Genomic DNA, 21,717 nt, shown 5'->3' on the forward strand with positions numbered 1-21,717 from the left:
TCTAGAACAGTATCTGCGTCACAGTGTAAATAAGCAGGCCCGCCAGCGCACCGACAATCGTTCCGTTGACGCGGATGTACTGCAGATCTTTGCCCACCATGAGCTCGATCTTGTCGGCGGCTTCACGCCCGTCCCACCGCTCGATGGTGTCGGAGATGATCGCGGTGATGTCGGAGGCATAGTTGTCCGCGATGAAACGGGCCGCGCCCTGGATCCGGCGATCCAGCGAAGCGCGGAGTTCAGCATCGGTGGCGATGCGCCCGCCCCATTCCTGCGCCAATTCGGCGACCCGGCGGCGAAGGGGCGACGAGGGGTCGAAGGAGGCGTCGATAACCGATTGCGAGACGGTGCCCCACATTTCCCCCGCAACGGACTTAGCGGCCGTGGATCCCATGATGTCGCCCTTGATGGACTCAACGCGCGTGATCATCTCGGGGTCGAACTGCAGATCGGACGCGAACTGCGCGATTGTGCGGCGGATCGCCTGGCGCGCCTCGTGGTCCGGGTCGGAGTCAATCTCGCGCATGAACTCCACCAACTCGCGGTAAACGCGCTCCCCCACGAGCTCCTTCGCGAAACGCGGTGCCCAGCTGGGCATCCGTTCATCGATCATCGTGACCACCGACTCCTCCATCGTGCCCACCTTCGCGCGCCCCCAGGAGATGATGTCCTCCACGACAGGCTCCACCTTGCCGTCCGCGATCAACCCGTCGAACATGCGCCCCAAAGGCGGCCCCCACGCCGGCTCCGCGAGACGGTCAAGCACCTGGTGGTTGATCAGGGCCTCCGCATCCTCCGGGTCGATCGCCGCGATCGCGTTGCCGGTGAAACGGCCTACCTGCTCAGAGACCTTCTCCGCGTTATCCGGCTGCGACAGCCACGCGCCCGTGCGTTCCGGCAGATTCGCCTCCGCGACCTTCTCCGTGATCAGCTCCGCGTTGAGGAAGTTCTCGCCCACGAACTCGCTGAGCGCCCCGCCGATCTGGTCCTTCTTCTTGGGCACCAGCGCCGTGTGCGGAATCGGAACACCCATCGGGTAGCGGAACAGCGCTGTCACCGCGAACCAGTCCGCCAGCCCGCCGACCATGCCGGCCTCCGACGCCGCGCGCACGTACGGCACCCAGCCAGGAGCCGCGCCGCGCGTGATCCACCACTCGCATGCGATATAAATGAGCGCCGCAAGCACCAGCAGGCCCGTCACCCACGTCTTATGCATCCGCAGCGAGCGCCGGCGCTCCGCCTCCACTTCCGGGGAGGGCCCGGGCACGGCGAGCCGATCGCTTACCGACGCCTCCCTCTCCCCCAAATCGTGCTTTCCCATACGCCGATTAAAGCGCAAAAAAGCCTCCCACTCACGCTCGCGCGCGGGCAGGAGGCTAGTGCGGGCCCCTAATTCAAGGACAAGGGGTTAGTTACGGCGGCCGGTCGCCTTACGGTACTGGCGGTAACCGGAACGGCCGACGCGGATAGTGATGAACCCACCGATCAGCGTCACCGCGGTCAGCACAGCACCGATGATGAGGACGATCTGCGTAATGTCGTCGCTGGCACCGTGACCCCAGATTGAGGTGGCCGCACCGTACACCAGGGTGCCGATACCAGCCAGTGACGCCAGGATAAGCGCCATGCCGACCCAAGTGATGTTCTTGACCAGCGACGAGTGCGGCGCACCCAGCGACACCGGGTCGTAACCGTTGAGGTAGCCGTCCTGGATGCTCGTGCCGTACTCCGGGAAGCTCTCGGCCGAAATATCCGCAACAGGTGCGGGTCCTGCATGTCCACTCATGGAACTGTCTCTCTTTCCTTAATCCTTGTACCGGGGTGCCCGTGGCGGTGGTGGCCCTCCGCTTTCGCGGACTCGCCTCTCATTATAGGCACGCTCGGCCGGGCGCGAACCCGGTCCCAGCCTGCCCAGCGTCGCGCGAGCTCTCATGCGCGCGCGGACTCCGGCTAAGAGCTAATTGTCCTTGCCGCGGAAGGCCGCGCGTGCGCGCTCCTTGTTGATGGCGCCGACCGCCTCCAGCGGAATTCCCGCCGGGCAGACATCCGCGCACTCGCCGTAAAGCGTGCAGTGGCCGAAGTTGGTCTCCAACTCGTCCACCATCTGGCGTGCGCGCCTACCGCGCTCCTCCTGTCCCAACGGAAGGAGCTTCAGGTGGGTCAGCTTCGCGCCGGTGAACAGGTGCGCAGCACCGTTCGGGCAGGCAGCGACGCACGCGCCGCAGCCGATGCAGGCAGCAAAGTCAAGCGCCTTCTCCGCGGTCTGGTGGTTGACGTGCAGGGTGTCGGCATCCGGAGCCGTGCCGGCCTGGATGGAGACGTAGCCGCCCTGCTGCATCACGCGGTCCAGCGCCGAGCGGTCCACGGTGAGGTCCTTGATCACCGGGAACGCCGCGGAGCGGAACGGCTCGATGCGCAGAGTGTCGCCGTCCTTGTAGTTGAACAGGCGCTGCAGGCAGGCCGTGGTGTTCTGGCCGGCGCCGTGCGGGCGTCCGTTGACGGACACGCCACAGGTGCCGCAGATGCCTTCGCGGCAGTCGGACGCGAACGTGAACGGCTCCTCGCCAGCCTCGACGCGGTTGTTGTTGACGTGGTCCAGCAACTCCAGGATCGACATCTGCTCGACAGCGTCGTCGACCTGAACGGTCTCGAAGTTGCCCTCGGAGTCGGGTCCGGCCTGACGCCAGATCTCAAGTGTCAGTTTCATTACTTGTAGTTCCTTGTCATCAGCGGGATCGAATCGAAGTACAGGGGCTCGGCGTGGCGGATGAATTTGTCATCGCCGCCCGGCTCCCATGCGGAGACGAAGCACCAGTTCTCGTCGTCGCGCTCCGCCTCGCCGTCCTCGGAGAGGTGGTCCTCGCGGTAGTGGGCGCCACAGGACTCGTCGCGGTCGAGAGCGTCGATGATCATGAGCTCACCCAGGTTGATGTAGTCCGCGACGCGGATCGCGTTCTCCAGGGTCTGGTTCATGTCCATCGCCTCGCCCGGGATGTTCACGTTGGCCCAGAAGTCACGGCGCAGCTCGCGGACAGCCTTGAGGCCCTTCTCCATGAGCTCGACGTTACGGGACACACCGCAGCATTCGTAGAGAATCGCGCCGAGCTTCTCGTGGAAGTAGTCCGGTCCGTGCGGGTCGGTGCCGTTGACGTTCATCAAGCGGTCGATGAGCTCCTGCGAGCGGTTGACAGCGGCGCTGACCTCGGCGGACTCCAGGCTCAGGACCTCCTCGTTGAGGTGGCCGGCCAGGTAGTTCGGGACGGTGAACGGCAGGGTGAACCAGCCGTCGACCGAAGCGGACAACAGTGAGTTCGCGCCGAGGCGGTTAGCGCCGTGGTAGGTCCAGGAGCACTCGCCGGCGGCGAACAGGCCGTCGATGGAGGTCATCTCGTTGAAATCGGTCCACAGGCCGCCCATGGTGAAGTGGACGGTCGGGGCGATGCGCATCGGCACCTCGTACGGGTCCTCTCCGATAGAGTCCTCGTACATCTCGAACAGGTTCGAGTAGCGCTCGCGGATAGTGTCCTTGCCCAGGCGCTCGATAGCGTCGGAGAAGTCCAGGTACGCGGCGTTGTTGAGCGGGCCGATGCCGCGGCCGGCGTTGATCTCCTTGGAGATCGCGCGGGAAGCCACGTCACGCGGAACCAGGTTGCCGAATGCCGGGTAGCGGCGCTCCAGGAAGTAGTCGCGCTCCTCCTCCGGGATGTCGGCCGGGTTGCGGTCGTCGCCCTGTTTCTCGGGGACCCAGATGCGGCCGTCGTTACGCAGGGACTCCGACATCAGCGTCGTCTTCGCCTGCCACTTGGCGTTGACCGGCAGACCCGTCGGGTGGAACTGCACGAACGCCGGGGAAGCCAAATATGCGCCGTGCTCGTAAGCGCGCATCATGGCCGAAGCGTTGGAGTTCTTCGCCAGGGTGGTCTTGTGGTACACGTTGCCGTACCCGCCGGTGGCCAGAACCACGGCGTGGCCGGTGAACGGCACGAGCTCGCCGGTGATCAGGTTGCGGGTGACGATGCCCTCGCAGCGCTTCTTGCCGTCCTTCTCGGTGATGATGAAGTCGACCAGGTCGTTGTGCGTGAAGATCTCCACGTTGCCCAGGTGGATCTGGCGCTGCAGCGCCGATGCCGTGGACAGCTGGAGCTGCTGGCCTGTCTGGCCGCGGGTGTAGTAGGTGCGGGACACCTGGACACCACCGAAAGAGCGAGTGGCCAGTGCGCCTCCGTACTCGCGCGCAAACGGCGCACCGATGGCGTTCATGTGGTCGATCACGCGGACCGACTCGACAGCGAGGCGCCAGCAGTCGGACTCGCGGCAGCGGTAGTCGCCGCCCTTGACGGTGTCCTTGGTGTGGCGGTACGCGCCGTCGTTGTCCATCTTCTTGCCGCGGGCGGAGTTGACGCCGCCCTGCGCGGCAATGGAGTGCGCGCGACGGGGTGCGTCGTGGTAGGTGAAGTTCTTCACGTTGTAGCCCAGCTCGCCGAGGGCGGCTGCGGCCGCGCCGCCAGAGAGGCCGGTGCCGACAACGATGACGGTGAACTTGCGGCGGTTCAGCGGGGAGACGAGCTCCATGTGGTCCTTCTGGTAGGTCCACATGTCGCGCATCGGGACACCCTTGGGCTCGTTGCTCTCAAGGATATTGCCCGGGGTGACGCCAGCGGCCTTGGACTTCGGGTTGGTGAAGTCCTTGTTCTCGTCCTTCTTGGCCGCCGGGGTGTTGGTCGCACCCTTAGCCTCGGCCGGACGGTCCTTGGTGGCCTGATCGCTCATCGGCTTCGCGTCGGCGCTGTTCGGGGCGACCTGGGTGCGCGTCGGCTCCTTGCCGTCGACGCGTTGTGCGGGTGCCTTCCCGGGCTTGTTGTTGCCCGCGTTGTGTGCAGTAGTCATTGACGTTCCTCCAGCCGTTCCTAAGACACCATTCCGAATGCGATGGCCAGCGGCATCACGATGTTGCCGATCACTACGATGGCCGGGATCCAGTACGCGAGCACGACCATGATGGCGCTGCCACGCTTACCCAGCCAGCCAAGGTCGGACACCGCCAAGTACACGCCGTGGGTGAGGTGCAAGAACAAGGCGATCATCGCGATGACGTAGAAGAGGGTCACCGGCCAGCGTGCCGGCGCGAAGGTGGCCAGCAGATTGTTCTTCACCGCGCCTGCGACGAAGGCGTCGGATGCGACGACCTCACCAATGGTCAGGTCGAGCAGGTGGAAGATGATGAAGAGCAGCAGGATGATGCCGGTAGCGATCATCGCGCGAGCCGCGGTGGACTGCAGTCCGCCCATCAGGTTGGTGCGGCGGAACTTGCCGCGGGATTGCTTCGAGCGCGCCTTCAGCGCGAGTGCGCCCCAGACGTGCAGCACGAGGCAGACGAGCAGGACGATGCGGATAATCCACAGCAGCGAGCTACCGGGGAACAGTGGCTGGCCCATCTCGCGCAGGAACTCGCCGTATTCATCGATGGCAGCGGTACGGCCGTGGTCGGGCATGAAGATCTTCAGGTTGCCGACCATGTGGCCGATGACGAACAAGAAGAAGAACAGGCCTGTCACAGCCATTGTGAGTTTGAGCGCCCACGTAGGCACCCCGGGCCGCTCGCGCAGCGGCTCCTCAGTGATCTTGCCGTGACGTATTGCGTCACGATCTACATGTTGAACAGTCATGGCACCTCCAGTGTCGATTCAACTTTACGATTAACCGAAGGTTCCCCACTAGTCGGAGCCGCCCGTCACCCCCACCCACAGGGGGCGCAGACGCCACTTTGGACGCACGCCCACAGCCGCGCGGCCAACATCGCAGTTCACATGAGCACCAGCTTTTCGACGCCCACCCCTCACCTGGAAATGTGAATTAGCGCACCCACACCCGTTTTCAGCGGGCTACTACACATTGAATACCCCGAAGGGTGTCGAACTTTGGTTTGTTAGCTGTCCCTTATCTCCGCGGCGGTGAAGCTCCGCAGTCTTCGTTACAGTGGGGCCCATGACTGATACGAATTCTGCAACCCGAATCATCGACGCATCCGCCAACGACATTTTCGCGCTCCTGTCCGATCCCTCCCGCCACGCCGAGACCGACAATTCCGGCATGGTCGTCTCCACCGACACCGACGCGAAGCTGGAGAAGGTCGGCGACATTTTCGTCATGAACATGACCAAGGAGGACGGCGATTACCAGACCCGTAACGAGGTTTTCGCTTTCCAGGAGAACAAGGTCATCGGCTGGAAGAACCTGAAGAACCTCACTGCCGACGTCGAGGTCGGAGCGAAGTGGCTCTACGAGCTGTCTTCCGAGGGCGCTGACCGCACCTCCGTCACACTCACCTACGACCGCAGCGAGATCGAGTCCGACGAGGTCCGCAAGATGTCCGAGAACTTCGACGACGCAGCGATGGAAGAGTCCCTCGCCGCGCTCGCCGCAGCTGTCGACGGCACCGACAACCCCACCCAGAAGGGCTAAGAGCCAGAAACTGAACTCCTGCCCCCTATAGCGAAAGCGCCCCGCACCACTTCCCAATCGGGAAAGTGCGGGGCGCTTTTCACGGTTCGCTTTCCAGCGCATGGCTGGCGGCACTTATTCCTTATTTAACCGCGAAGAACGTCTTCTCCTTGCTCACAGCCGGCTGGATGGAAATCGTGCCCTTGTCGCCGTCTGCTTCCGGAATCGGGATGACGATGTTTCCGGTCGTCGAAGCACCCGAATAGAGGGTCTTGCCGCTCTCAAAGTCATCGTCGATCAGCACGAGAGCGTCGTACTCCCGCGCAGTCTGCCCGTCGGGAGAAATGTACTCAACCTGGAGCAGCGGAGAACTTCCCTGCGCGTCGTCGCCCAAATACTCGGCCGTCACATTGATCATCATGTACTTCTTGCCCGCTTCCGGCGGATCGTTGTACTCGTTGGCCTTCTTCACGTCGTCATTGGCGTTCAGATTGACGGTGTTCAGGGTGATTTTCCAATCCTTGTTCTCCACCGACGATCCGACAGGCAACGGGTTTTCACGGGAGGAACCCTGCCCCTTGCCCTTGTCCTTGCCTTTGCCGTTGCCGGTATCGCCGCCGCTACTAGGGGCCGCGCCCGATGTCGGCGCCGTCGAGGTTTCGCCGCCACCCCCGCCGGAGCCCTCTTCGTCGCCACCGCTGAGAAGGAAATAGAGCAAACCGCCGAGCAGCGCGAGAACAAGGACGATGCCGGCGATGATGCCGATCACTTTGCCGGAGCCACCGCCCGAGCCGTTCTGCTGGCCACCTTGGCCATACGGCACCCCCATTTGCTGAAACCCTTGCTGGCCGTAGCCCTGCTGGTCGTAGCCCTGCTGACCGTAACCGTTTGAAGCGTCCTTGTTATCGGCTCCCCTTTATTGGAGAGAGCTTCGGATCAGATCTATGCGCCTTAAAGACTGGCTGCGCTTTACTTTAACGACGAAATGAACTTTCGTCGTGCTATCCTCTCAAAATCAATACCCCAACCACCCGCCGGGAGACCACAGAAAAACGCCCCGAGCAGGGGCTCGGGGCGTTTCCCATCCGTCGATAAGCGGGAGGCTACAAGTTGATCATGTGGCCTTCAACGCCGTGCGCGATCTCCTTGAGCACCTCCGACAACGTCGGGTGGATGTGCACGCTACGCGCGATCTCACCCGCGGTGAGGTCGAAGCGCTGCGCCAGGTTGATCTCCGGCAGCAGCTCGGACACATTCGCGCCAACCAGGTGGGCACCGAGGATCTCGCCGTACTCGCCTTCCACGACGAGTTTGCCGAAGCCCTGCGACTCCGCCAGACCCAGCGCCTTGCCGTTCGCCGAGAACGGGAAGGTGGCGACCTTGATGTCCTTGTCCGCGAACTTCTCGCGCGCCTGCTCCTCGGTGTAGCCCATGGACGCGACCTGCGGGTTGCAGAACGTCGCGCGTGGCATCATTTGGTAGTCGCCCAGCTCCATCGTCTCCGCGTCCGCGATGGTCTCAGCCGCGACAATGCCCTGTGCCTCAGCCACGTGGGCGAGCTGCAGCTTGGCGGTGACGTCGCCGATGGCGTAGATGCCGTCGACGTTGGTGCGCATGCGCTCGTCCACGTCGATCGCGCCGCGGTCCGTCAGCTTCACGCCGGTGTTCTCCAAGCCGTAGCCCTCGGTGCGCGGCTGGAAGCCGACAGCGACCATGACACGGTCCACGGTGAGCGTCTCCGTGTCGTCGGAGCCCTTCTTCTGGATGTCCACCTCGACGGAGCTGCCGTTGTCGCGTACAGCCGTCGTCGCGTGGCCCGTCAGGAGCTTCACGCCGAGCTTCTTGTACGCCTTGGCGATCTCCTTGGAAACGTCCTTGTCCTCGTTCGGCAGGACACGGTCCATGAACTCCACGACCGTGACGTCCACGCCATAGTTGGACAGCACGTACGCGAACTCCATGCCGATCGCGCCCGCACCGACGATGACCATCTTCTCCGGTGCCTCTGGGTTGAGGATCTGCTCCTCGAAGGAGACCACATTCTCCGAAAGCTCGATGCCCGGCAGGGTCTTCACCACAGAACCCGTGGCGATGATGCAATCGTCGAACGTGACGGTCTTGCCCTTGTCATCACCCTCGGTGATCTCCAGGGTCTTCGCATCCTTGAACGTGCCGAGACCATTGATCTCGGTGATCTTGTTCTTCTTCATCAAGTAGTGGACGCCGCCGACGATCTTCTCCGAGACCTTGCGGGAGCGCTTGTGCGCGTCTCCGTACTCGAAGGAGACATCGCCCTTGATGCCGAACGTCTTCGCCTCGTGGTTGAAAATGTGCGCCACTTCAGCATTCTTGATCAACGACTTCGAGGGGATGCAGCCCACGTTCAGGCACACACCGCCCCAATACTGCTTCTCTACAACCGCGACCTTCTTGCCCAACTGGGCTGCGCGAATTGCGGCGACGTAGCCGCCAGGGCCAGCGCCGAGTACTACAACGTCAAAATGTTCATTAGCCACGACCCCTAGGATACGTGCGCTTGCGCAAACTCGCTGCGGGGGTGCTTTCCGCTTCAAAGTTCGACGCTCTTTTAGCATGATGTGCCCAGTCTCCGTTCCTTCATCAGCGAAGGAACCCTACGCATGAAGCTGTCCCGCCCCGCTCTCACGTCCGTCGCCGCGATCGCTATCGCCGCCGGGTCGTTCACCGTCGTCAACGCCCAGGACAACGACACGGCCACAGCGCCGAGCACGCTTATTGACGGCGCAAACGACCCCATCGTCGGCGAGTCCGCCCCCTCAGCGATGAGGACGCCCCTGCAGAGGTTGCCGCCCCGGAGGCATCTGATACCCCCGCTGCCGACACGGCTGCGGACGCAGAGGGTGCTGATGCTGCAGCCCCGCCTCAGGGTGCGGATGAGATCGGCACCAAAACGGACGCCGGTCAGGCCGCCTCTGACATCAACGCGCTCGTAAACGGCCTCGCCCAACAGGGTCAGGAAGACGTGGATCCTGAGATCGCGGCTCGTGCCCAAGTGTGCCGGACCCCAGCACCGCCCCGGAAACGGTCGCGAAGATGAGCAAGATCATCCGCCCGGGAGAAGGCTCCGAAGAAGCGGTGGGGCGACCGTAATTCACCACAGTCCTGGTACGGCACCAAGAGTGTCGAGGGCTTGTACGTCTACTCCAAGTCCATGGACCGCGACATCCCGGTCGCTCTCGTCCGCGCTACTGATGAGGAGGGCAATCTGGTCGACAACGCGCCCACCCTTCACATGCTCAACGGCGCTGGCGGCTCCGAGCAGAGCGGAGACTGGATTTCCGTCGGTGAGGCGGAGAAGTTCTACAAGGGCATCAACATCGTCATCCCAATGGAGGGCGCTTTTTCCTACTACGTCGATTGCCTCACCGACGGGGACACCATGAAGGAGAAGTCCGACTACTTCAAGGGCAAGCAGAAGTGGTCCACGTTCCTGGGCAAAGAACTTCCTCCGGCCGTCGAAAAGGAACTCGGCGCGAACGACAAGCGTCGCACCCTCGGGTTCTCCATGTCAGGCACCTCGTCACTCCTGCTCGCGGAGCACTACCCCGACAAGTTCGACGCCGTCGGATCCTTCTCCGGCTGCGCCGCCACTTCCACCCCGTTACCGTGGGCATTCGCCGCATTGACCGTGAATCGCGCCGCGAAGGAGCCCAACTACGCATCCATCACCCCGGCCCACATCTGGGGCCCGAGGGGCAGCCCGTACAACCGCTACAACGATGCCCCCGTCAACGCCGAGAAGCTGCGCGGCAAAGCCATCTACATCTCTAATGGATCCGGCACCAGCTCCCAGACGGACATGGTCGGCTTCCGCGTTGCGAATGGCCAGAGCTCGTCCACGGCCATCTACGACGCATTCACCGCCACCGTCGAAGGCGGCGTCATCGAGGCAGCGACCAACTCGTGCACCCACGACCTGCGTGCCAAGCTGAACAGCGAGAACATTCCGGCCCACTACGAGCTCCGCAAGACCGGCACCCACGCATGGGCACTCTGGGCTGACGACATGTACCGCTCCTGGGACACCACGTTCGGCCCGGCCCTTGTCGGCGAGAACTTCGTGCCGGCCGAACGAGGCAAAGATCTCCCCGTGCGCCTCACGTGGAACGGATCTAGCAATTAGGTCCACGCAGCGACTGCACTGAACGACTGAAAGCGGGCGGTTTTTCTTTTGCCTAGCCGTGGCGTTTTGCCAACCCTTCGCGCGCCGCGAGTTGGTTCGGCGGCGGTGTTCGCGCTTTCTTCCCGCCCGGCAAAACTTTTTTTGCGCACCGTGGAACCGGCCCCTTTTCCCACGTCAACGCCACTTTCCCGCACCCGCGCTCGTATCTGCCTTGTGGATAACTTTTGTTTATCCACAGGTTTGAGGTGGTGGGGCGTCCGGGATCGTTTCATGGTTTTACTCTCAAAGCCATGAACGATTTCGATGCATTCATTTCTACGTTGGCTGACCCTTTGATGATCCTGGCGGGCTTTGACCGTCAGGCAGCTATGCGTGCCGGAATCAAACCCGCCACCATCACCGAATGGGACACCCTCTACAAGACCTACTTCGGGCCCACCCGGTTCACGAAGAAGCAACGCCAGGCTGTGGCAATCGCTCGGGAAACGGCAAAGACCTTCGACCAACTCGCACTGATTGAAGACCGGACGAAGAAGATCACCGACCCGGCCGAGAAATGGACGCTACGTCTAGCCCTGCTATCGGTCCGGGGTGACTACGAGGCGTTGAAGCGTAAGGCACGTCAGATCGTGCCGGATCGTGACGACAGGCCCGCCCCGGCTGCCACAGTCCGGTTTACCGGGTCACGCACAAACATGCGCACATGCACCATTACTGGTGATGAGCACACCATGGCCGCCCTCGAGTACGCACTGCGGCGCGGTCTTAGCCCGGATCGTCCGGCGGGCCCGCAGATGTATGAAGCATTCGTCGACCTGATCACAGCCGACACCGACAACGACGGCAGTGGCGGTGGTGGTGTGGGGGCCTCTGTGGCCCGGCCGATGGTGCTGATCGCCCTTGACGACTACACCACAATCCTTGCCGGTAACGGTGATGATGTCGTGCTGGGGCTTACCGATGGCACGACGATGACAGGGGCGCAGTACCTCAACGAAGTCCACGGCGCACAACTCGGTGTCGGCCTGTTCGACGCGGTGGAAGGTGCGGTCAACCTGTACCGGGAGCGGCGTTTCGCGAACGCTAAGCAACGCGACCTTGCCCGCATGATGCTCACAACATGCCCGGTACCGGGGTGTCGGCACGGCGCTGATAACTGCGAGGTCCACCACATCACCGCCTGGGCACACGGCGGGGAAACCAACATGGCCAACCTGTCGGTGTTGTGCAGGTACCACAACCGCACCAACGACGACGACCCGAAACACAGGCACAGGGGGCGAATAGCAATCAGGGGTGCGACCCCGACCTGGGTCTCCCCAGGCGGGGCAGCAGTGAAAAACGACCGCCACCCCTACGGAGCCATGCACCAACTGTTCAACCAATAACCCCCACACCCCGGCCCCGGTTCCGAAACCGAACTCGGTTCCGTCACTGGCTCTAGCTGCACCGACCGGAGGGCCACAAGCTGACCAAGGCGATCCCGCACAAAACCCACGCGGGATGGCCCACTTCAGCATGCCTAACGAACGGCGCCCGTCTGCGCCAGATGCGTCATGTCCGGGATAAAGGTCAAAATGTGTGTCCGGAATTGACGATTTCCGGTCTCTGACCTTGGTGAATTTCGGAAGTATATGCCCTAAGAATGCGAAAACCGGCTGCACGAGCCGACGTGGAATTCCCGCTATCGCTGTCTCAAGAGCTCAGGAAGAACCTTGAAGCATCTTGAAACATCTTGGAGCAATCAGCGATTGATCATTTCGTGATCAACGAGAGAGGCGTTTAGAACATGCCCAGGCCGAGAGCGATGTTGGAAGAGGTCGAAGACAGGCCGTGCAGCATGCCGCCGAGGAACTCGTTGATGGCAACCTGGAACTGCTCGACGGGGTGAAGACCGTAGTTCGGCATGGTGGGATATTCCTTCCTTTTAGTGCACGTGCGCTTCTGATTGTGAATTATGCCCCTGCCGGTTTTCCAGCGGGGAAGGCCGGTCAGCGACGCTTGGTCGTGCTTGTTTAATTGTTCACGGGGTTTTTCGGGAGTGCGGGCGGTCGCGTTACGTCCGCGGCGTTCGGCAGCGACGCCCACGGCACTTCCGACGACAATACTCGCAGGACGGATCGTAACATGGTTAACTCGATTCACAACCGAAACAGAATGAACGGTTGTGGGTCAGCGCTCCCACCGATAGAGTCAAGTTTGCTCTCAGCCTCCCACCCGGGTAACACAACGCTGACTTTCAGCGAAAAACCGGAATGGAACCATAACGCCGGGGCGCACGGCGCGACCCTGCTCCCAGACCAAACTTAAGGAATGTCGTCATGAAGCTCGTCCGCACAGTCGCCGCACTCACCACCGCAACGGCACTCGCTTTCAGCACTGTCCCGGCCCTCACCGCGGACGCCGCCCCGGTCACCGCGGCCCAAGTCGCGGGCAATGCACCGGTGGGCACCGTGAAGAACTGGAACGCGCATCCCGCCCCCACCGCCGTGACCACAGGCGAGACCGCCAAGTGGGTCGGCCAGGTGGACCACAAGAACGTGTGGGCGTTCTGGGTGAATTCCCCCTCGATGGGCCGCGACATCCCGGTCGCTGTCATCCCGGCGCGCAATGGCAAGGGCGAGCTGGTGAAGAACGCCCCGACGATCTACCTCCTCAACGGCGCTGGCGGTGCGGAGCAGAATGCGGACTGGCTGACGTACGCGGAGACGGCGAATTTCTACAAGGACAAGGGCGTCAACGTGGTCATCCCGATGGAGGGCGCGTTCTCCTACTACACCGACTGGCTGAACACTCCAAAGGCCGCCTACTTCAAGGGCCCGCAGAAGTGGGAGACGTTCCTGACGAAGGAGCTGCCGGGTCCGATCGAGAAGCGTCTCGGCGCGGATAACCGCCGCGCGATCGTCGGCTTTTCCATGTCGGGAACCTCGGCTCTGGTGCTGCCGACAAAGGCGCAGGGCTTCTACGACGCGGCCGCGTCCTTCTCGGGCTGCGCGGCGACCTCCACCCCGGCGCCGTACAACTTCGCACGCCTGACGGTGAACCGCGGCGCCGGCGTGGCCGCGAATTTCCAGACGGTCACCCCGGAGCAGATGTGGGGCCCGATGGGCAGCCCGTACAACCGCTCGAACGACGCGCTGGTCAACGCGAATAAGCTGCGCGGCACCAAGCTCTACGTCTCCACGGCGACCGGCCTGGCCGCCAAGGAGGACATGGTCAGCTACATCGTCGGCAAGGGCGCAACCCAGGGTCAGGCATATGGCACAGCTTTGACTTTGCAAGCCGAGGGTGGCGTGATCGAGGCCGCCATCAATGGCTGCAACCATGACCTGCAGGCGAAGCTGAACAGCCTGAACATCCCGGCGCACTACGAGTTCCGCAACGTGGGCACCCACTCTTGGCCGGTGTGGCGCAAGGACCTGGAGACTTCCTGGTTCAGCACGTTGAAGCCCGCCTTCAATATGTAAAACCCCGGGGTTAGGCTTTCGGGTATGCCTGACCTCACTATCGACCCGCATCTGCTCGACGACATCACTGGCGGCGCGGCCCTCGACTGGGCCACGAGCTGGTCGCGCGAGACGGAGGAACGCACGGCCGTGGAACACGGCACAGTTTCTCTCGCGGGGCGTATCCGCGACATTCTGGACACGGACGACCGCATTCCGTACGTTTCGCGCCGCGGCGATTACCTGTACAACTTCTGGCGCGACCGGGAGCATCCGCGCGGGTTGTGGCGACGCACCACCACCGAGGATTATTTGGGGGGCAAGGGGTGGGAGGTGCTTGTCGACGTCGATAAGCTCGCCGCCGACGAGGACGAGGACTGGGTGTTCAAGGGTGCGTCCGTGCGCCCCATCGCCTGCGACCGCGCGCTCGTCCGACTCTCCCGTGGCGGCGCGGATGCTGTGGTCGTGCGCGTGTTCGACCTGGCCACGCGTGAATTCGGCGGCTTCGAGCTCGCGGAAGCAAAATCGGAGGTCAGCTGGGTCGACCGCGACACACTCTTCGTCGGCACGGACCTCGGCGGCGACTCGCTGACCACGTCCGGCTACCCGGCGGAGGTGCGTCTCTGGCGGCGCGGGACCGAGCTACGGGACGCCGATGTCCAATTCCGGGGCGAGCGCAGCGACGTCGCGGTCGGAGCGCATTTCGACCCCACGCCGGGCTTCGAGCGCACCATCTTCACGCGCGCGCTCGATTTCTACAACCAGCGCACATACATCGACGGCACGCTTATCGACGTCCCCACCGACTGCACCCCCATCCCCCACCGCCAGTGGCTCTTCCTGCTTCCGCGCACCGATTTCGCGGGGCTGGCCGGCGGTGAACTCGGCGTGATCGAGCTCGAGCGTTTCCTCGCCGGCGACCGTGACGTGCGCACCCTCGTGAGCGGCACGACGGTGGAGGATCTGTCATTCACCGCGTCGTCGCTGCTCGTGACCACACTCGACGATGTCACGACGCGCATCAGCTCTTTCGACCTGGGCACGTGGGAGCGCACGGAGCTTGACCTGCCCGATGCCGCCACCGCCCACGTTGTGAGCACCAGCCCCCTCGACGGCGACGAGGTCTGGATCAACGCGTCGTCGTTCACCACCCCGGCGACGTTGTTGCGCAACGGCGAGGTCGTGCGCCGCGCACCAGCGCTTTTCGACGCCTCCCGCCTCGAAACCCGCCAGCACTGGGCCACCTCCGCCGACGGCACCGCGATCCCGTACTTCATCACCGGCGACTTCTCACGCGGCCCGCGCCCGACCCTCGTCGGCGGGTACGGCGGTTTCGAAGTCTCCCTGACTCCCGCGTATTCCGCTGTCCGCGGCGCCGCGTGGTTGGAGCGAGGATATTTCTACGTGCAGCCCAACCTGCGGGGCGGGGGCGAGTTCGGGCCTGAGTGGCACTCCCAGGCGGTGAAGACGAACCGCCACAAGGTGTGGGAGGACCACCGCGCGGTCCTCGACGACGTCGTGGCCCGCGGGTACAGCACACCGGAGCACTTGGGCATTCGCGGCGGATCCAACGGCGGGCTACTCACATCTGGTGCCCTCGTCCAGTACCCGGAGCTCTTCGGTGCCGCGGTGATTCAGGTGCCCCTCACCGACATGCTGCGCTACCACACACTTTCCGCCGGTGCGTCCTGGATGGCCGAGTACGGCGACCCCGACGTGCCTGAGGAGCGCGCTGCCATTGAAAAGTGGTCGCCTCTGCACAACATCGCGGACTTCTCCGCCGTCGAGTACCCGCCGGCGCTGGTGACCACCTCCACGCGCGACGACCGCGTCCACCCTGCCCATGCCCGAACTTTCGCGCTCGCTTTGGCGAAGGCAGGCCAGCCGGTCGACTATTTCGAGAACACCGCCGGAGGCCACGCCGGCGCCGCCGACAACGAGCAGGTCGCCCGCGTCGAATCCCTCATTTACAGCTGGCTCGACGCACGCATCGGCGATGCTCGGTAGCTCACAGGGAACTAATCACCACCAACTTCCGACTACCCCTGAAACAAAAGAAATTCTGGGATTAGCTGGGAACGGACACAAAAGGACACAACATGAACAAAAAGATCACGGCCCTCGCTGCAGTCCTGTGCGCAGGCGTTCTCGGATTGGCGGGCTGCTCCAGCGACAGCGCCGACAGCTCTGACAGCTCCGACGCCGCCAACGGTTCCGGCAGCGCCGACAGCGCCGCCAGCACCGGGCAGGCGATGAAGCCCGAACGCGAGTCCTCTTCCATCGCGCTCGCCGACGGCTACTGCCGCGCAAAAGAGGATAACTCCGACATGACGGCCTGCTTCGGCACCCTGACCAACTCATCGGCGGCCGAGATCACCGTCGAGTACTTCACCGCCCCCGACCTGAAGGGCGCCAGCACCGAGCTCCACGAAGTCATCGACGGCAAAATGCGCCAGAAGGAAGGTGGCTTCACCATCCCGGCGAACGGCTCTTTCGAGCTCGCCCCCGGCGGCGAACACCTGATGATCATGAACTACGCCGACCCGATCCAGGCCGGCGACACGTTGACGTTCAACCTCTCCCTGGGCGACGGTTCTGACTTCACCGCCGACTTCCCGGTGCGCGAGCAGCCGTCCGGTGAAGAGGACTACGCAGGCGGTGAGCACGATTCCCACGGGCAGCACAACTAGCCGCCTCGACCCCGGCACGCCCTCTCCCACCCGCCGCCAGTTCCTGCGCGGCGTCGGAGTCGCCGGCGCAGCGACCGCGGTTGCGGCGGGGGCGAGCGCTTGCGGGGATGAGGGTGGCGTCGATAAGCCTGCTGACGCGTGGCCCGGACAAGGAACCGCGGACGACAATGCGACGGTCGCGTTCGACGGTGAGCACCAGGCGGGAATTGCGACGCCGGAGCAGTCGTTCTGCAAGCTCATCGCGTTCACCGTCAAGGACGGTAAGAACACGCGGGAAGACATGGTGCGCCTCATGCGCCTGTGGACCGACGACGCACGACGCATGTGCGGCGGCCGCGCAGGGCTCGCCGACCTCGAGCCGGAGAACCTGCGCTCGACCGCGAACCTCACCATCACCGTCGGGTACGGCCGCAGCCTGCTCGACAAGCTCGGCCTCACGGGCGATGCGCCCGAATGGCTCGCGGACCTGCCCGAATACAGCCGCGACGAACTCCGCGATGAATGGTCCGGCGGCGATATCTGCCTGCAGATCTGCGCCGACGACCGCTTCACCGTCGCCCACGCTGCACGCTTCATGGTCAAAGGCGCGCGCAGCTACACGGACGTCGCATGGGTTCAAGACGGCTTCCTCCACGCCCGCGGCTCCATCCAGCAAGGCGAAACGCCGCGCAACCTCTTCGGCCAACTCGACGGAACCGGCAACCCGAGCATCGAGGAATTCGACGACGTCGTCTGGATCGACGACGGCCCCGCGTGGGTGAAGGGCGGGACGGCGATGGTGGTGCGTCGAATAGCAATGCTTCTCGACGAATGGGACATCCTCGACCGCCCCTCCCGCGAGGTCGTCTCCGGGCGGCGCCTCGACAACGGCGCCCCGCTGGGCGGCACCGACGAATTCGACGCGCCCGACTTGGAGGCGCGCGACGAGTACGGCTTGCCCGTCATCGACCCCAACTCGCACATGGCGCGCGCCAAGTCCGCCGACCCCACCGAGCGGATCTTCCGCCGCCCGTACAACTACGACATGCCGCCGGGCCCCGATTCCCGCGGCACGTCCAACGCGGGTCAGATGTTCATCTGCTTCCAAAAAGACCCGCGCACCCAGTTCAACTCCATTCAGCAAAGGCTCGATAGCGCTGACCGGCTCAACGAATGGATCACCCACATCGGCTCCGCCGTCTTCGCCGTCCCCCACGGCACCGCCGACGGCGAATACTGGGGGCAGGACCTCTTCGGCGCGCGCGGGTAGAGTTACCCCTCGATGAAATCGCTTTCCTTCGCGACCCTGTTCGCCGCGCTGTCCGGCTTCGTGGTGCTCTGGGTCGCATCCTGGTCCCTCGACGCGGGCACCCAGATGCCGCTGTTCCAGGCGTACTGGAGCTTATTCTTCGCGTCGGCCGGCTTCATCGACGGCATCACGCAGGAGACCACCCGCGCTGTCGCTTCCGCACGCGAACGCGGGGTGCGCGGGTCGGCGAGCCCGTGGCTCCTCGCCGGGATCGCTGCTGCGGCGGTCGCCGCGTTGACTCTGGCTGCCGGCGTCGCCGCGATGGGGCACCTTGTTCCGCCGACTCCCCGCCTGGCCACCGCCCTGCTGGTGTTCGGCCTGGGCAGCTATGTTTTTCAGGCTGTCCTCTCCGGCATCCTGAGCGGCGCAGGTCTGTGGAACCAGTACGCCGGCCTCGTCGCCCTCGACTCCGGGATCCGTCTCGTGCTCGCGTGCGTCGCCTGGGCCGCCGGTTGGGGTCTGCCCGCGTTCTTGGCCATCACTGTGATCGGCGCGGCTTCGTGGGTGGCGGTCCTGGCTTCGTCGGGGCAGGCCCGCGGCCAGATCCGCGCAGCCCTCGACGTCGACCGTGCGGTCTTCGTCCGCCGCGTCCTATCCGCCGTCCTGGCCACCGGTGCCTCCGCCCTACTGATCACGGGTTTCCCCGCCATGACCACCGCGGCGTTCGCCGCCGGTGCCGGGGCAGACATGGGCTCGGGCGTAGGCGCAGACGCGGGCACAGGCTCTGTCACTGGTGCCGCAGTCGCCGCCGTCAACCAGGCCGTCCTGCTGACCCGCGCCCCGGTGCTCGTCCCGCTGCAGCGCTTCCAGTCCGCGCTCGTGGTGCGTTTCGTGGAACAGCGCAGCCGCATCTATTCATCGCTGGCCGTCCCCATCGGCGCGATCCTCAGCGTCGGCTCGGTCGGCTTCGTGGCTGCGTGGCTGGTGGGGCCGTGGATCCTGCGGGCCTTCTTCCCGCCCGAGCTGTTCGTCCCCGGTGTCCCCCTCGGGCTGCTGACCTTCGCCTCCGCGATCATGGGTGCCCTCATCATCACGGGCACAGCGGTGTTGGCGCTGGAACAGCACACCTGGTACGTCGCCGGCTGGGTCACCGGCGCGGCCGCCGCCTTCGGCCTTCTCTTCGCGCTGCCTGCAACGCTCGGCACAGGGGTGACCGCCACTGTGATCCTTGCGCTCACTGTCGGGCCTCTCGTCGGCGCGGCAGTCCACCTGGCGGGGCTCGCGGGCGCAGCGCGCCATGCCTGACAGAGCCCCCCCAACTACGATGACCCCTATGACCCAGCCCCCGAAGTGCCCGCAGCATCCGCAGTCCTCCACCATGCTCGTCACCGGCGGCGCCGGCTTCATCGGCGCGAATTTCGTGCGCATGGTCGCCGACCGACAGCCGGAAACGAAGATCGTGGTGCTCGACGCCCTCACCTACGCGGGAAACGCGGACAACCTCGCAGGACTCGCCGGCACCGGCACGGGCCCAGGCCCAGACACGGGCACTGTGGAGCTGGTGGAGGGACGCGTGGAGGACGGGGGGCTCGTCGATAAGCTGTGCGCGGAGGCGGACACGGTCGTGCATTTCGCGGCGGAATCGCACAACGACAACTCGCTGCGCGACCCCTCCCCGTTCGTGCAGACGAACCTGGTGGGCACATTCACGCTGCTGGAGGCCGCACGCAAGCACGGCAACCGGTTCCACCACGTCTCCACGGACGAAGTTTTCGGCGACCTCTCCGTCGACGACCCAGCGCGGTTCACAGAGGAGACCCCGTACCGTCCGTCGTCGCCGTATTCCGCGACGAAAGCAGGGTCGGACCACCTGGTGCGGGCGTGGGTGCGCTCGTTCGGGATCAACGCGACGATCTCGAATTGCTCGAATAACTACGGGCCGTACCAGCACGTGGAGAAATTCATTCCGCGGCAGATCACGAACCTGCTCACGGGGCGTCCGGCGAAGCTGTACGGCACGGGCGAGCAGGTGCGCGACTGGATCCACGTCGACGACCACAACGACGCGGTCCTGACGATCCTGAACCGCGGCCGCAAAGGGGCGACGTACAACATCGGCGCCGACGGGGAGCATTCGAACAAGGAGATCATCGAGCTCATCTGCGAGCTGATGGGCGGCGAGTACGAGCACGTAGCCGACCGTCCGGGGCACGACCAGCGGTACGCGATGGACGCGTCGAAGCTTACGCGGGAGCTCGGGTGGCGGCCGCGGACGCGCTCGATGCGCGAGGGCCTGGAGCAGACGATCGCGTGGTACCGCGACAACGAGGCGTGGTGGCGCGGCGCGAAGGATGCTGTTGAGCAGGGCTACGCCGCGCGCGGCCAGTAGAGTGTTGGGCATGCCGGACACAAGCACGCCTATCGACGGCCTCACAGTCCACCGTCTTGAACTCCACAGCGACAACCGCGGGTGGTTCAAGGAGAATTGGGCGGGCACACCAACGCTGCGGGTGGAGCAGAACAACGTGAGCTTCAACGCGTCGCGGGGAGCGACGCGGGGGATGCACGCGGAGCCGTGGGATAAGTACGTGTCGGTAGCCACGGGGCGCGTGTACGGCGCGTGGGTGGACATGCGCGAGGGTTCGGAGACGTACGGTGCGACATTCGGTTGCGAGATCGGCCCGGATACGGCGGTCTTCGTGCCGCGCGGGGTGGCGAACGGCTTCCAGGCGCTCGAGGACTCCACGACGTACATCTACCTGTGCAATGCGCGCTGGTCGCCGGATGCTCGTTACGCGTTCTGCTCGTACAAGGAGATCGACTGGCCGCTCGAGCCCACAGAAGTTTCGCCCAAGGATCTCACCCATCCGCCGCTTATCGACGCCTCCCCTGTCCCTCCCCGCCGTCCCCTCATCCTCGGGGCGGACGGTCAGTTGGGCCGCGCTTTGCGGGCGCTGCTGCCCGACGCGGATTTCTGCGGGCACACGGACTTCGACCTGACCTGGCCAGCGGAGAAGATGCTCCAGGCACGCGATTGGTCGCAGTACTCGGCGATCATCAACGCAGCGGCTTTCAATGATGTCAACGGGGCTGAGACCGCTGAGGGCAGGACTGCTGCGTGGGAGGTCAATGCCCTTGGGCCGGCGAAGCTGGCGCAGGTCGCAAACCGGTTCGACCTGACATTGGTGAATGTTTCCACCGACTACGTCTTCGACGGCACGGCGGCCGAACACACCGAAGCTGAGGTGCCGAGTCCGTTGGGGGTGTACGGGGCGTCGAAAAGCGCGGGCGAAGCCGCAGCTGCGGCGGCACGCAAGCACTACATTGTGCGTACGAGCTGGGTCTTCGGCGACGGCGGCAATTTCATGGCCACGATGGCTCGGCTCGCGCGCGAGGGTGTCTCGCCGAAGGTGGTCAACGACCAGCGCGGCCGCCCGACATGGGCGGAGGACCTCGCACGCGGGATCGTGCACCTCCTCGAGACGGGTGCGGAGTACGGCATCTACAACATCACCTCCTCCGGCGATGCCGCCACGCGCGACGAGATCGCCATGGCCGTGTACGTCGCCACCGGTGCCGACCCGGCCGACGTCCACCCCGTCAGCTCCGCCGACTACCAGGCCGAGTTCGGCCCCGAAGCACCGCGGCCGGCCGAGTCCACGCTGACGCTGGACAAGATCGAAGCCACCGGGTTCACCCCGACGAACTGGCGCGTGGCACTCGCCTTGTACATCGGTTAGGCTGCTGGCC

The 21,717-nt window shown here is 64.4% G+C and carries 19 protein-coding genes; 10 read left to right on the forward strand and 9 right to left on the reverse strand.

Annotated features, from left to right (window positions below):
- Nucleotide 1 precedes the first annotated feature (1 nt).
- The 5 genes from QYR03_RS07145 to QYR03_RS07165 form a co-directional block, all read right to left on the reverse strand.
- Nucleotides 2–1,321: a DUF445 domain-containing protein gene (locus tag QYR03_RS07145; protein ID WP_301712546.1), complete on the reverse strand. Its 1,320-nt coding sequence runs from the start codon at nt 1,319–1,321 to the stop codon at nt 2–4.
- A gap of 87 nt (nt 1,322–1,408) precedes the next feature.
- The gene (locus tag QYR03_RS07150; protein WP_259848940.1) at nt 1,409–1,786 is read right to left on the reverse strand and encodes a hypothetical protein; all 378 of its coding nucleotides are present in this window, start codon (nt 1,784–1,786) and stop codon (nt 1,409–1,411) included.
- 171 nt (nt 1,787–1,957) lie between these two features.
- A complete protein-coding gene (locus QYR03_RS07155; RefSeq protein WP_301712547.1) occupies nt 1,958–2,707 on the reverse strand; it encodes a succinate dehydrogenase/fumarate reductase iron-sulfur subunit in 750 nt (249 codons plus the stop codon).
- Nucleotides 2,707–4,887: a fumarate reductase/succinate dehydrogenase flavoprotein subunit gene (locus tag QYR03_RS07160; protein ID WP_301712548.1), complete on the reverse strand. Its 2,181-nt coding sequence runs from the start codon at nt 4,885–4,887 to the stop codon at nt 2,707–2,709. Before QYR03_RS07160 ends, QYR03_RS07155 begins: the two co-directional genes overlap by 1 nt.
- A 20-nt stretch (nt 4,888–4,907) precedes the next feature.
- Nucleotides 4,908–5,666 carry a succinate dehydrogenase cytochrome b subunit gene (locus QYR03_RS07165; RefSeq protein WP_259848943.1) on the reverse strand — a complete coding sequence of 253 codons (759 nt, stop codon included), beginning with the start codon at nt 5,664–5,666 and terminating at the stop codon, nt 4,908–4,910.
- A 319-nt stretch (nt 5,667–5,985) separates the two neighbouring features.
- On the opposite strand from QYR03_RS07165, the gene QYR03_RS07170 reads away from it, so the two are divergent.
- A complete protein-coding gene (locus QYR03_RS07170; protein WP_301712549.1) occupies nt 5,986–6,462 on the forward strand; it encodes an SRPBCC domain-containing protein in 477 nt (158 codons plus the stop codon).
- A gap of 121 nt (nt 6,463–6,583) precedes the next feature.
- Here the strand turns inward: QYR03_RS07170 and QYR03_RS07175 are convergent, their stop codons facing one another.
- From QYR03_RS07175 to QYR03_RS07185, 3 genes are all read right to left on the reverse strand, one after another.
- On the reverse strand, nt 6,584–7,270 hold the full coding sequence (locus QYR03_RS07175) for a hypothetical protein (protein ID WP_301712550.1): 687 nt from the start codon (nt 7,268–7,270) through the stop codon (nt 6,584–6,586).
- Nucleotides 7,271–7,544: 274 nt separating this feature from the next.
- Nucleotides 7,545–8,957: a dihydrolipoyl dehydrogenase gene (gene lpdA / locus QYR03_RS07180; RefSeq protein ID WP_301712551.1), complete on the reverse strand. Its 1,413-nt coding sequence runs from the start codon at nt 8,955–8,957 to the stop codon at nt 7,545–7,547.
- 71 nt (nt 8,958–9,028) lie between these two features.
- The gene (locus QYR03_RS07185) at nt 9,029–9,472 is read right to left on the reverse strand and encodes a hypothetical protein (protein WP_259848947.1); all 444 of its coding nucleotides are present in this window, start codon (nt 9,470–9,472) and stop codon (nt 9,029–9,031) included.
- Between the two features lie 138 nt (nt 9,473–9,610).
- Between QYR03_RS07185 and QYR03_RS07190 the strand changes: the two genes are divergently transcribed.
- Both QYR03_RS07190 and QYR03_RS07195 read left to right on the forward strand, forming a co-directional pair.
- Entirely contained in the window at nt 9,611–10,603 is a 993-nt protein-coding gene (locus QYR03_RS07190; protein ID WP_301978497.1) for an alpha/beta hydrolase family protein, read from the forward strand.
- A gap of 290 nt (nt 10,604–10,893) precedes the next feature.
- On the forward strand, nt 10,894–11,991 hold the full coding sequence (locus tag QYR03_RS07195) for an HNH endonuclease (RefSeq protein ID WP_301712553.1): 1,098 nt from the start codon (nt 10,894–10,896) through the stop codon (nt 11,989–11,991).
- Between the two features lie 394 nt (nt 11,992–12,385).
- Here the strand turns inward: QYR03_RS07195 and QYR03_RS07200 are convergent, their stop codons facing one another.
- Nucleotides 12,386–12,511, reverse strand: a complete 126-nt coding sequence (locus tag QYR03_RS07200; RefSeq protein ID WP_259848951.1) for a hypothetical protein — start codon at nt 12,509–12,511, stop codon at nt 12,386–12,388.
- Nucleotides 12,512–12,924: 413 nt separating this feature from the next.
- On the opposite strand from QYR03_RS07200, the gene QYR03_RS07205 reads away from it, so the two are divergent.
- From QYR03_RS07205 to QYR03_RS07235, 7 genes are all read left to right on the forward strand, one after another.
- The gene (locus tag QYR03_RS07205; RefSeq protein ID WP_301712554.1) at nt 12,925–14,070 is read left to right on the forward strand and encodes an alpha/beta hydrolase family protein; all 1,146 of its coding nucleotides are present in this window, start codon (nt 12,925–12,927) and stop codon (nt 14,068–14,070) included.
- A 24-nt stretch (nt 14,071–14,094) separates the two neighbouring features.
- Entirely contained in the window at nt 14,095–16,056 is a 1,962-nt protein-coding gene (locus QYR03_RS07210; RefSeq protein WP_301712555.1) for a prolyl oligopeptidase family protein, read from the forward strand.
- 92 nt (nt 16,057–16,148) lie between these two features.
- Nucleotides 16,149–16,739 (forward strand): copper chaperone PCu(A)C, encoded by a 591-nt coding sequence (locus QYR03_RS07215; protein WP_301712556.1) that lies wholly within the window; start codon nt 16,149–16,151, stop codon nt 16,737–16,739.
- Nucleotides 16,708–17,988 (forward strand): Dyp-type peroxidase, encoded by a 1,281-nt coding sequence (locus QYR03_RS07220; protein WP_301712557.1) that lies wholly within the window; start codon nt 16,708–16,710, stop codon nt 17,986–17,988. The genes QYR03_RS07215 and QYR03_RS07220 overlap by 32 nt, the downstream gene beginning before the upstream one ends.
- Nucleotides 17,989–18,000: 12 nt before the next feature.
- A complete protein-coding gene (locus QYR03_RS07225; protein ID WP_301712558.1) occupies nt 18,001–19,272 on the forward strand; it encodes a hypothetical protein in 1,272 nt (423 codons plus the stop codon).
- A 28-nt stretch (nt 19,273–19,300) separates the two neighbouring features.
- The gene (rfbB, locus tag QYR03_RS07230) at nt 19,301–20,356 is read left to right on the forward strand and encodes a dTDP-glucose 4,6-dehydratase (protein ID WP_259848957.1); all 1,056 of its coding nucleotides are present in this window, start codon (nt 19,301–19,303) and stop codon (nt 20,354–20,356) included.
- Between the two features lie 10 nt (nt 20,357–20,366).
- Nucleotides 20,367–21,707 (forward strand): sugar nucleotide-binding protein, encoded by a 1,341-nt coding sequence (locus tag QYR03_RS07235; protein WP_301712559.1) that lies wholly within the window; start codon nt 20,367–20,369, stop codon nt 21,705–21,707.
- Nucleotides 21,708–21,717: the final 10 nt, after the last annotated feature.

Origin of the sequence: Corynebacterium sp. P4-C1 (genome assembly GCF_030503595.1) — a bacterium.
Classification (GTDB): domain Bacteria; phylum Actinomycetota; class Actinomycetes; order Mycobacteriales; family Mycobacteriaceae; genus Corynebacterium.

Bases quoted from the DNA above. Each gene is read 5' to 3' on its own strand.
- QYR03_RS07200 (WP_259848951.1), bottom strand. From the start codon at position 12,511: ATGCCGAACTACGGTCTTCACCCCGTCGAGCAGTTCCAGGTTGCCATC.
- QYR03_RS07175 (WP_301712550.1), bottom strand. From the start codon at position 7,270: ATGGGGGTGCCGTATGGCCAAGGTGGCCAGCAGAACGGCTCGGGCGGT.
- QYR03_RS07145 (WP_301712546.1), bottom strand. From the start codon at position 1,321: ATGGGAAAGCACGATTTGGGGGAGAGGGAGGCGTCGGTAAGCGATCGG.
- QYR03_RS07150 (WP_259848940.1), bottom strand. From the start codon at position 1,786: ATGAGTGGACATGCAGGACCCGCACCTGTTGCGGATATTTCGGCCGAG.
- QYR03_RS07170 (WP_301712549.1), top strand. From the start codon at position 5,986: ATGACTGATACGAATTCTGCAACCCGAATCATCGACGCATCCGCCAAC.
- QYR03_RS07160 (WP_301712548.1), bottom strand. From the start codon at position 4,887: ATGACTACTGCACACAACGCGGGCAACAACAAGCCCGGGAAGGCACCC.
- QYR03_RS07165 (WP_259848943.1), bottom strand. From the start codon at position 5,666: ATGACTGTTCAACATGTAGATCGTGACGCAATACGTCACGGCAAGATC.
- QYR03_RS07215 (WP_301712556.1), top strand. From the start codon at position 16,149: ATGAACAAAAAGATCACGGCCCTCGCTGCAGTCCTGTGCGCAGGCGTT.
- QYR03_RS07155 (WP_301712547.1), bottom strand. From the start codon at position 2,707: ATGAAACTGACACTTGAGATCTGGCGTCAGGCCGGACCCGACTCCGAG.
- rfbB (WP_259848957.1), top strand. From the start codon at position 19,301: ATGACCCAGCCCCCGAAGTGCCCGCAGCATCCGCAGTCCTCCACCATG.
- QYR03_RS07225 (WP_301712558.1), top strand. From the start codon at position 18,001: ATGAAATCGCTTTCCTTCGCGACCCTGTTCGCCGCGCTGTCCGGCTTC.
- QYR03_RS07235 (WP_301712559.1), top strand. From the start codon at position 20,367: ATGCCGGACACAAGCACGCCTATCGACGGCCTCACAGTCCACCGTCTT.
- QYR03_RS07210 (WP_301712555.1), top strand. From the start codon at position 14,095: ATGCCTGACCTCACTATCGACCCGCATCTGCTCGACGACATCACTGGC.
- QYR03_RS07195 (WP_301712553.1), top strand. From the start codon at position 10,894: ATGAACGATTTCGATGCATTCATTTCTACGTTGGCTGACCCTTTGATG.
- QYR03_RS07205 (WP_301712554.1), top strand. From the start codon at position 12,925: ATGAAGCTCGTCCGCACAGTCGCCGCACTCACCACCGCAACGGCACTC.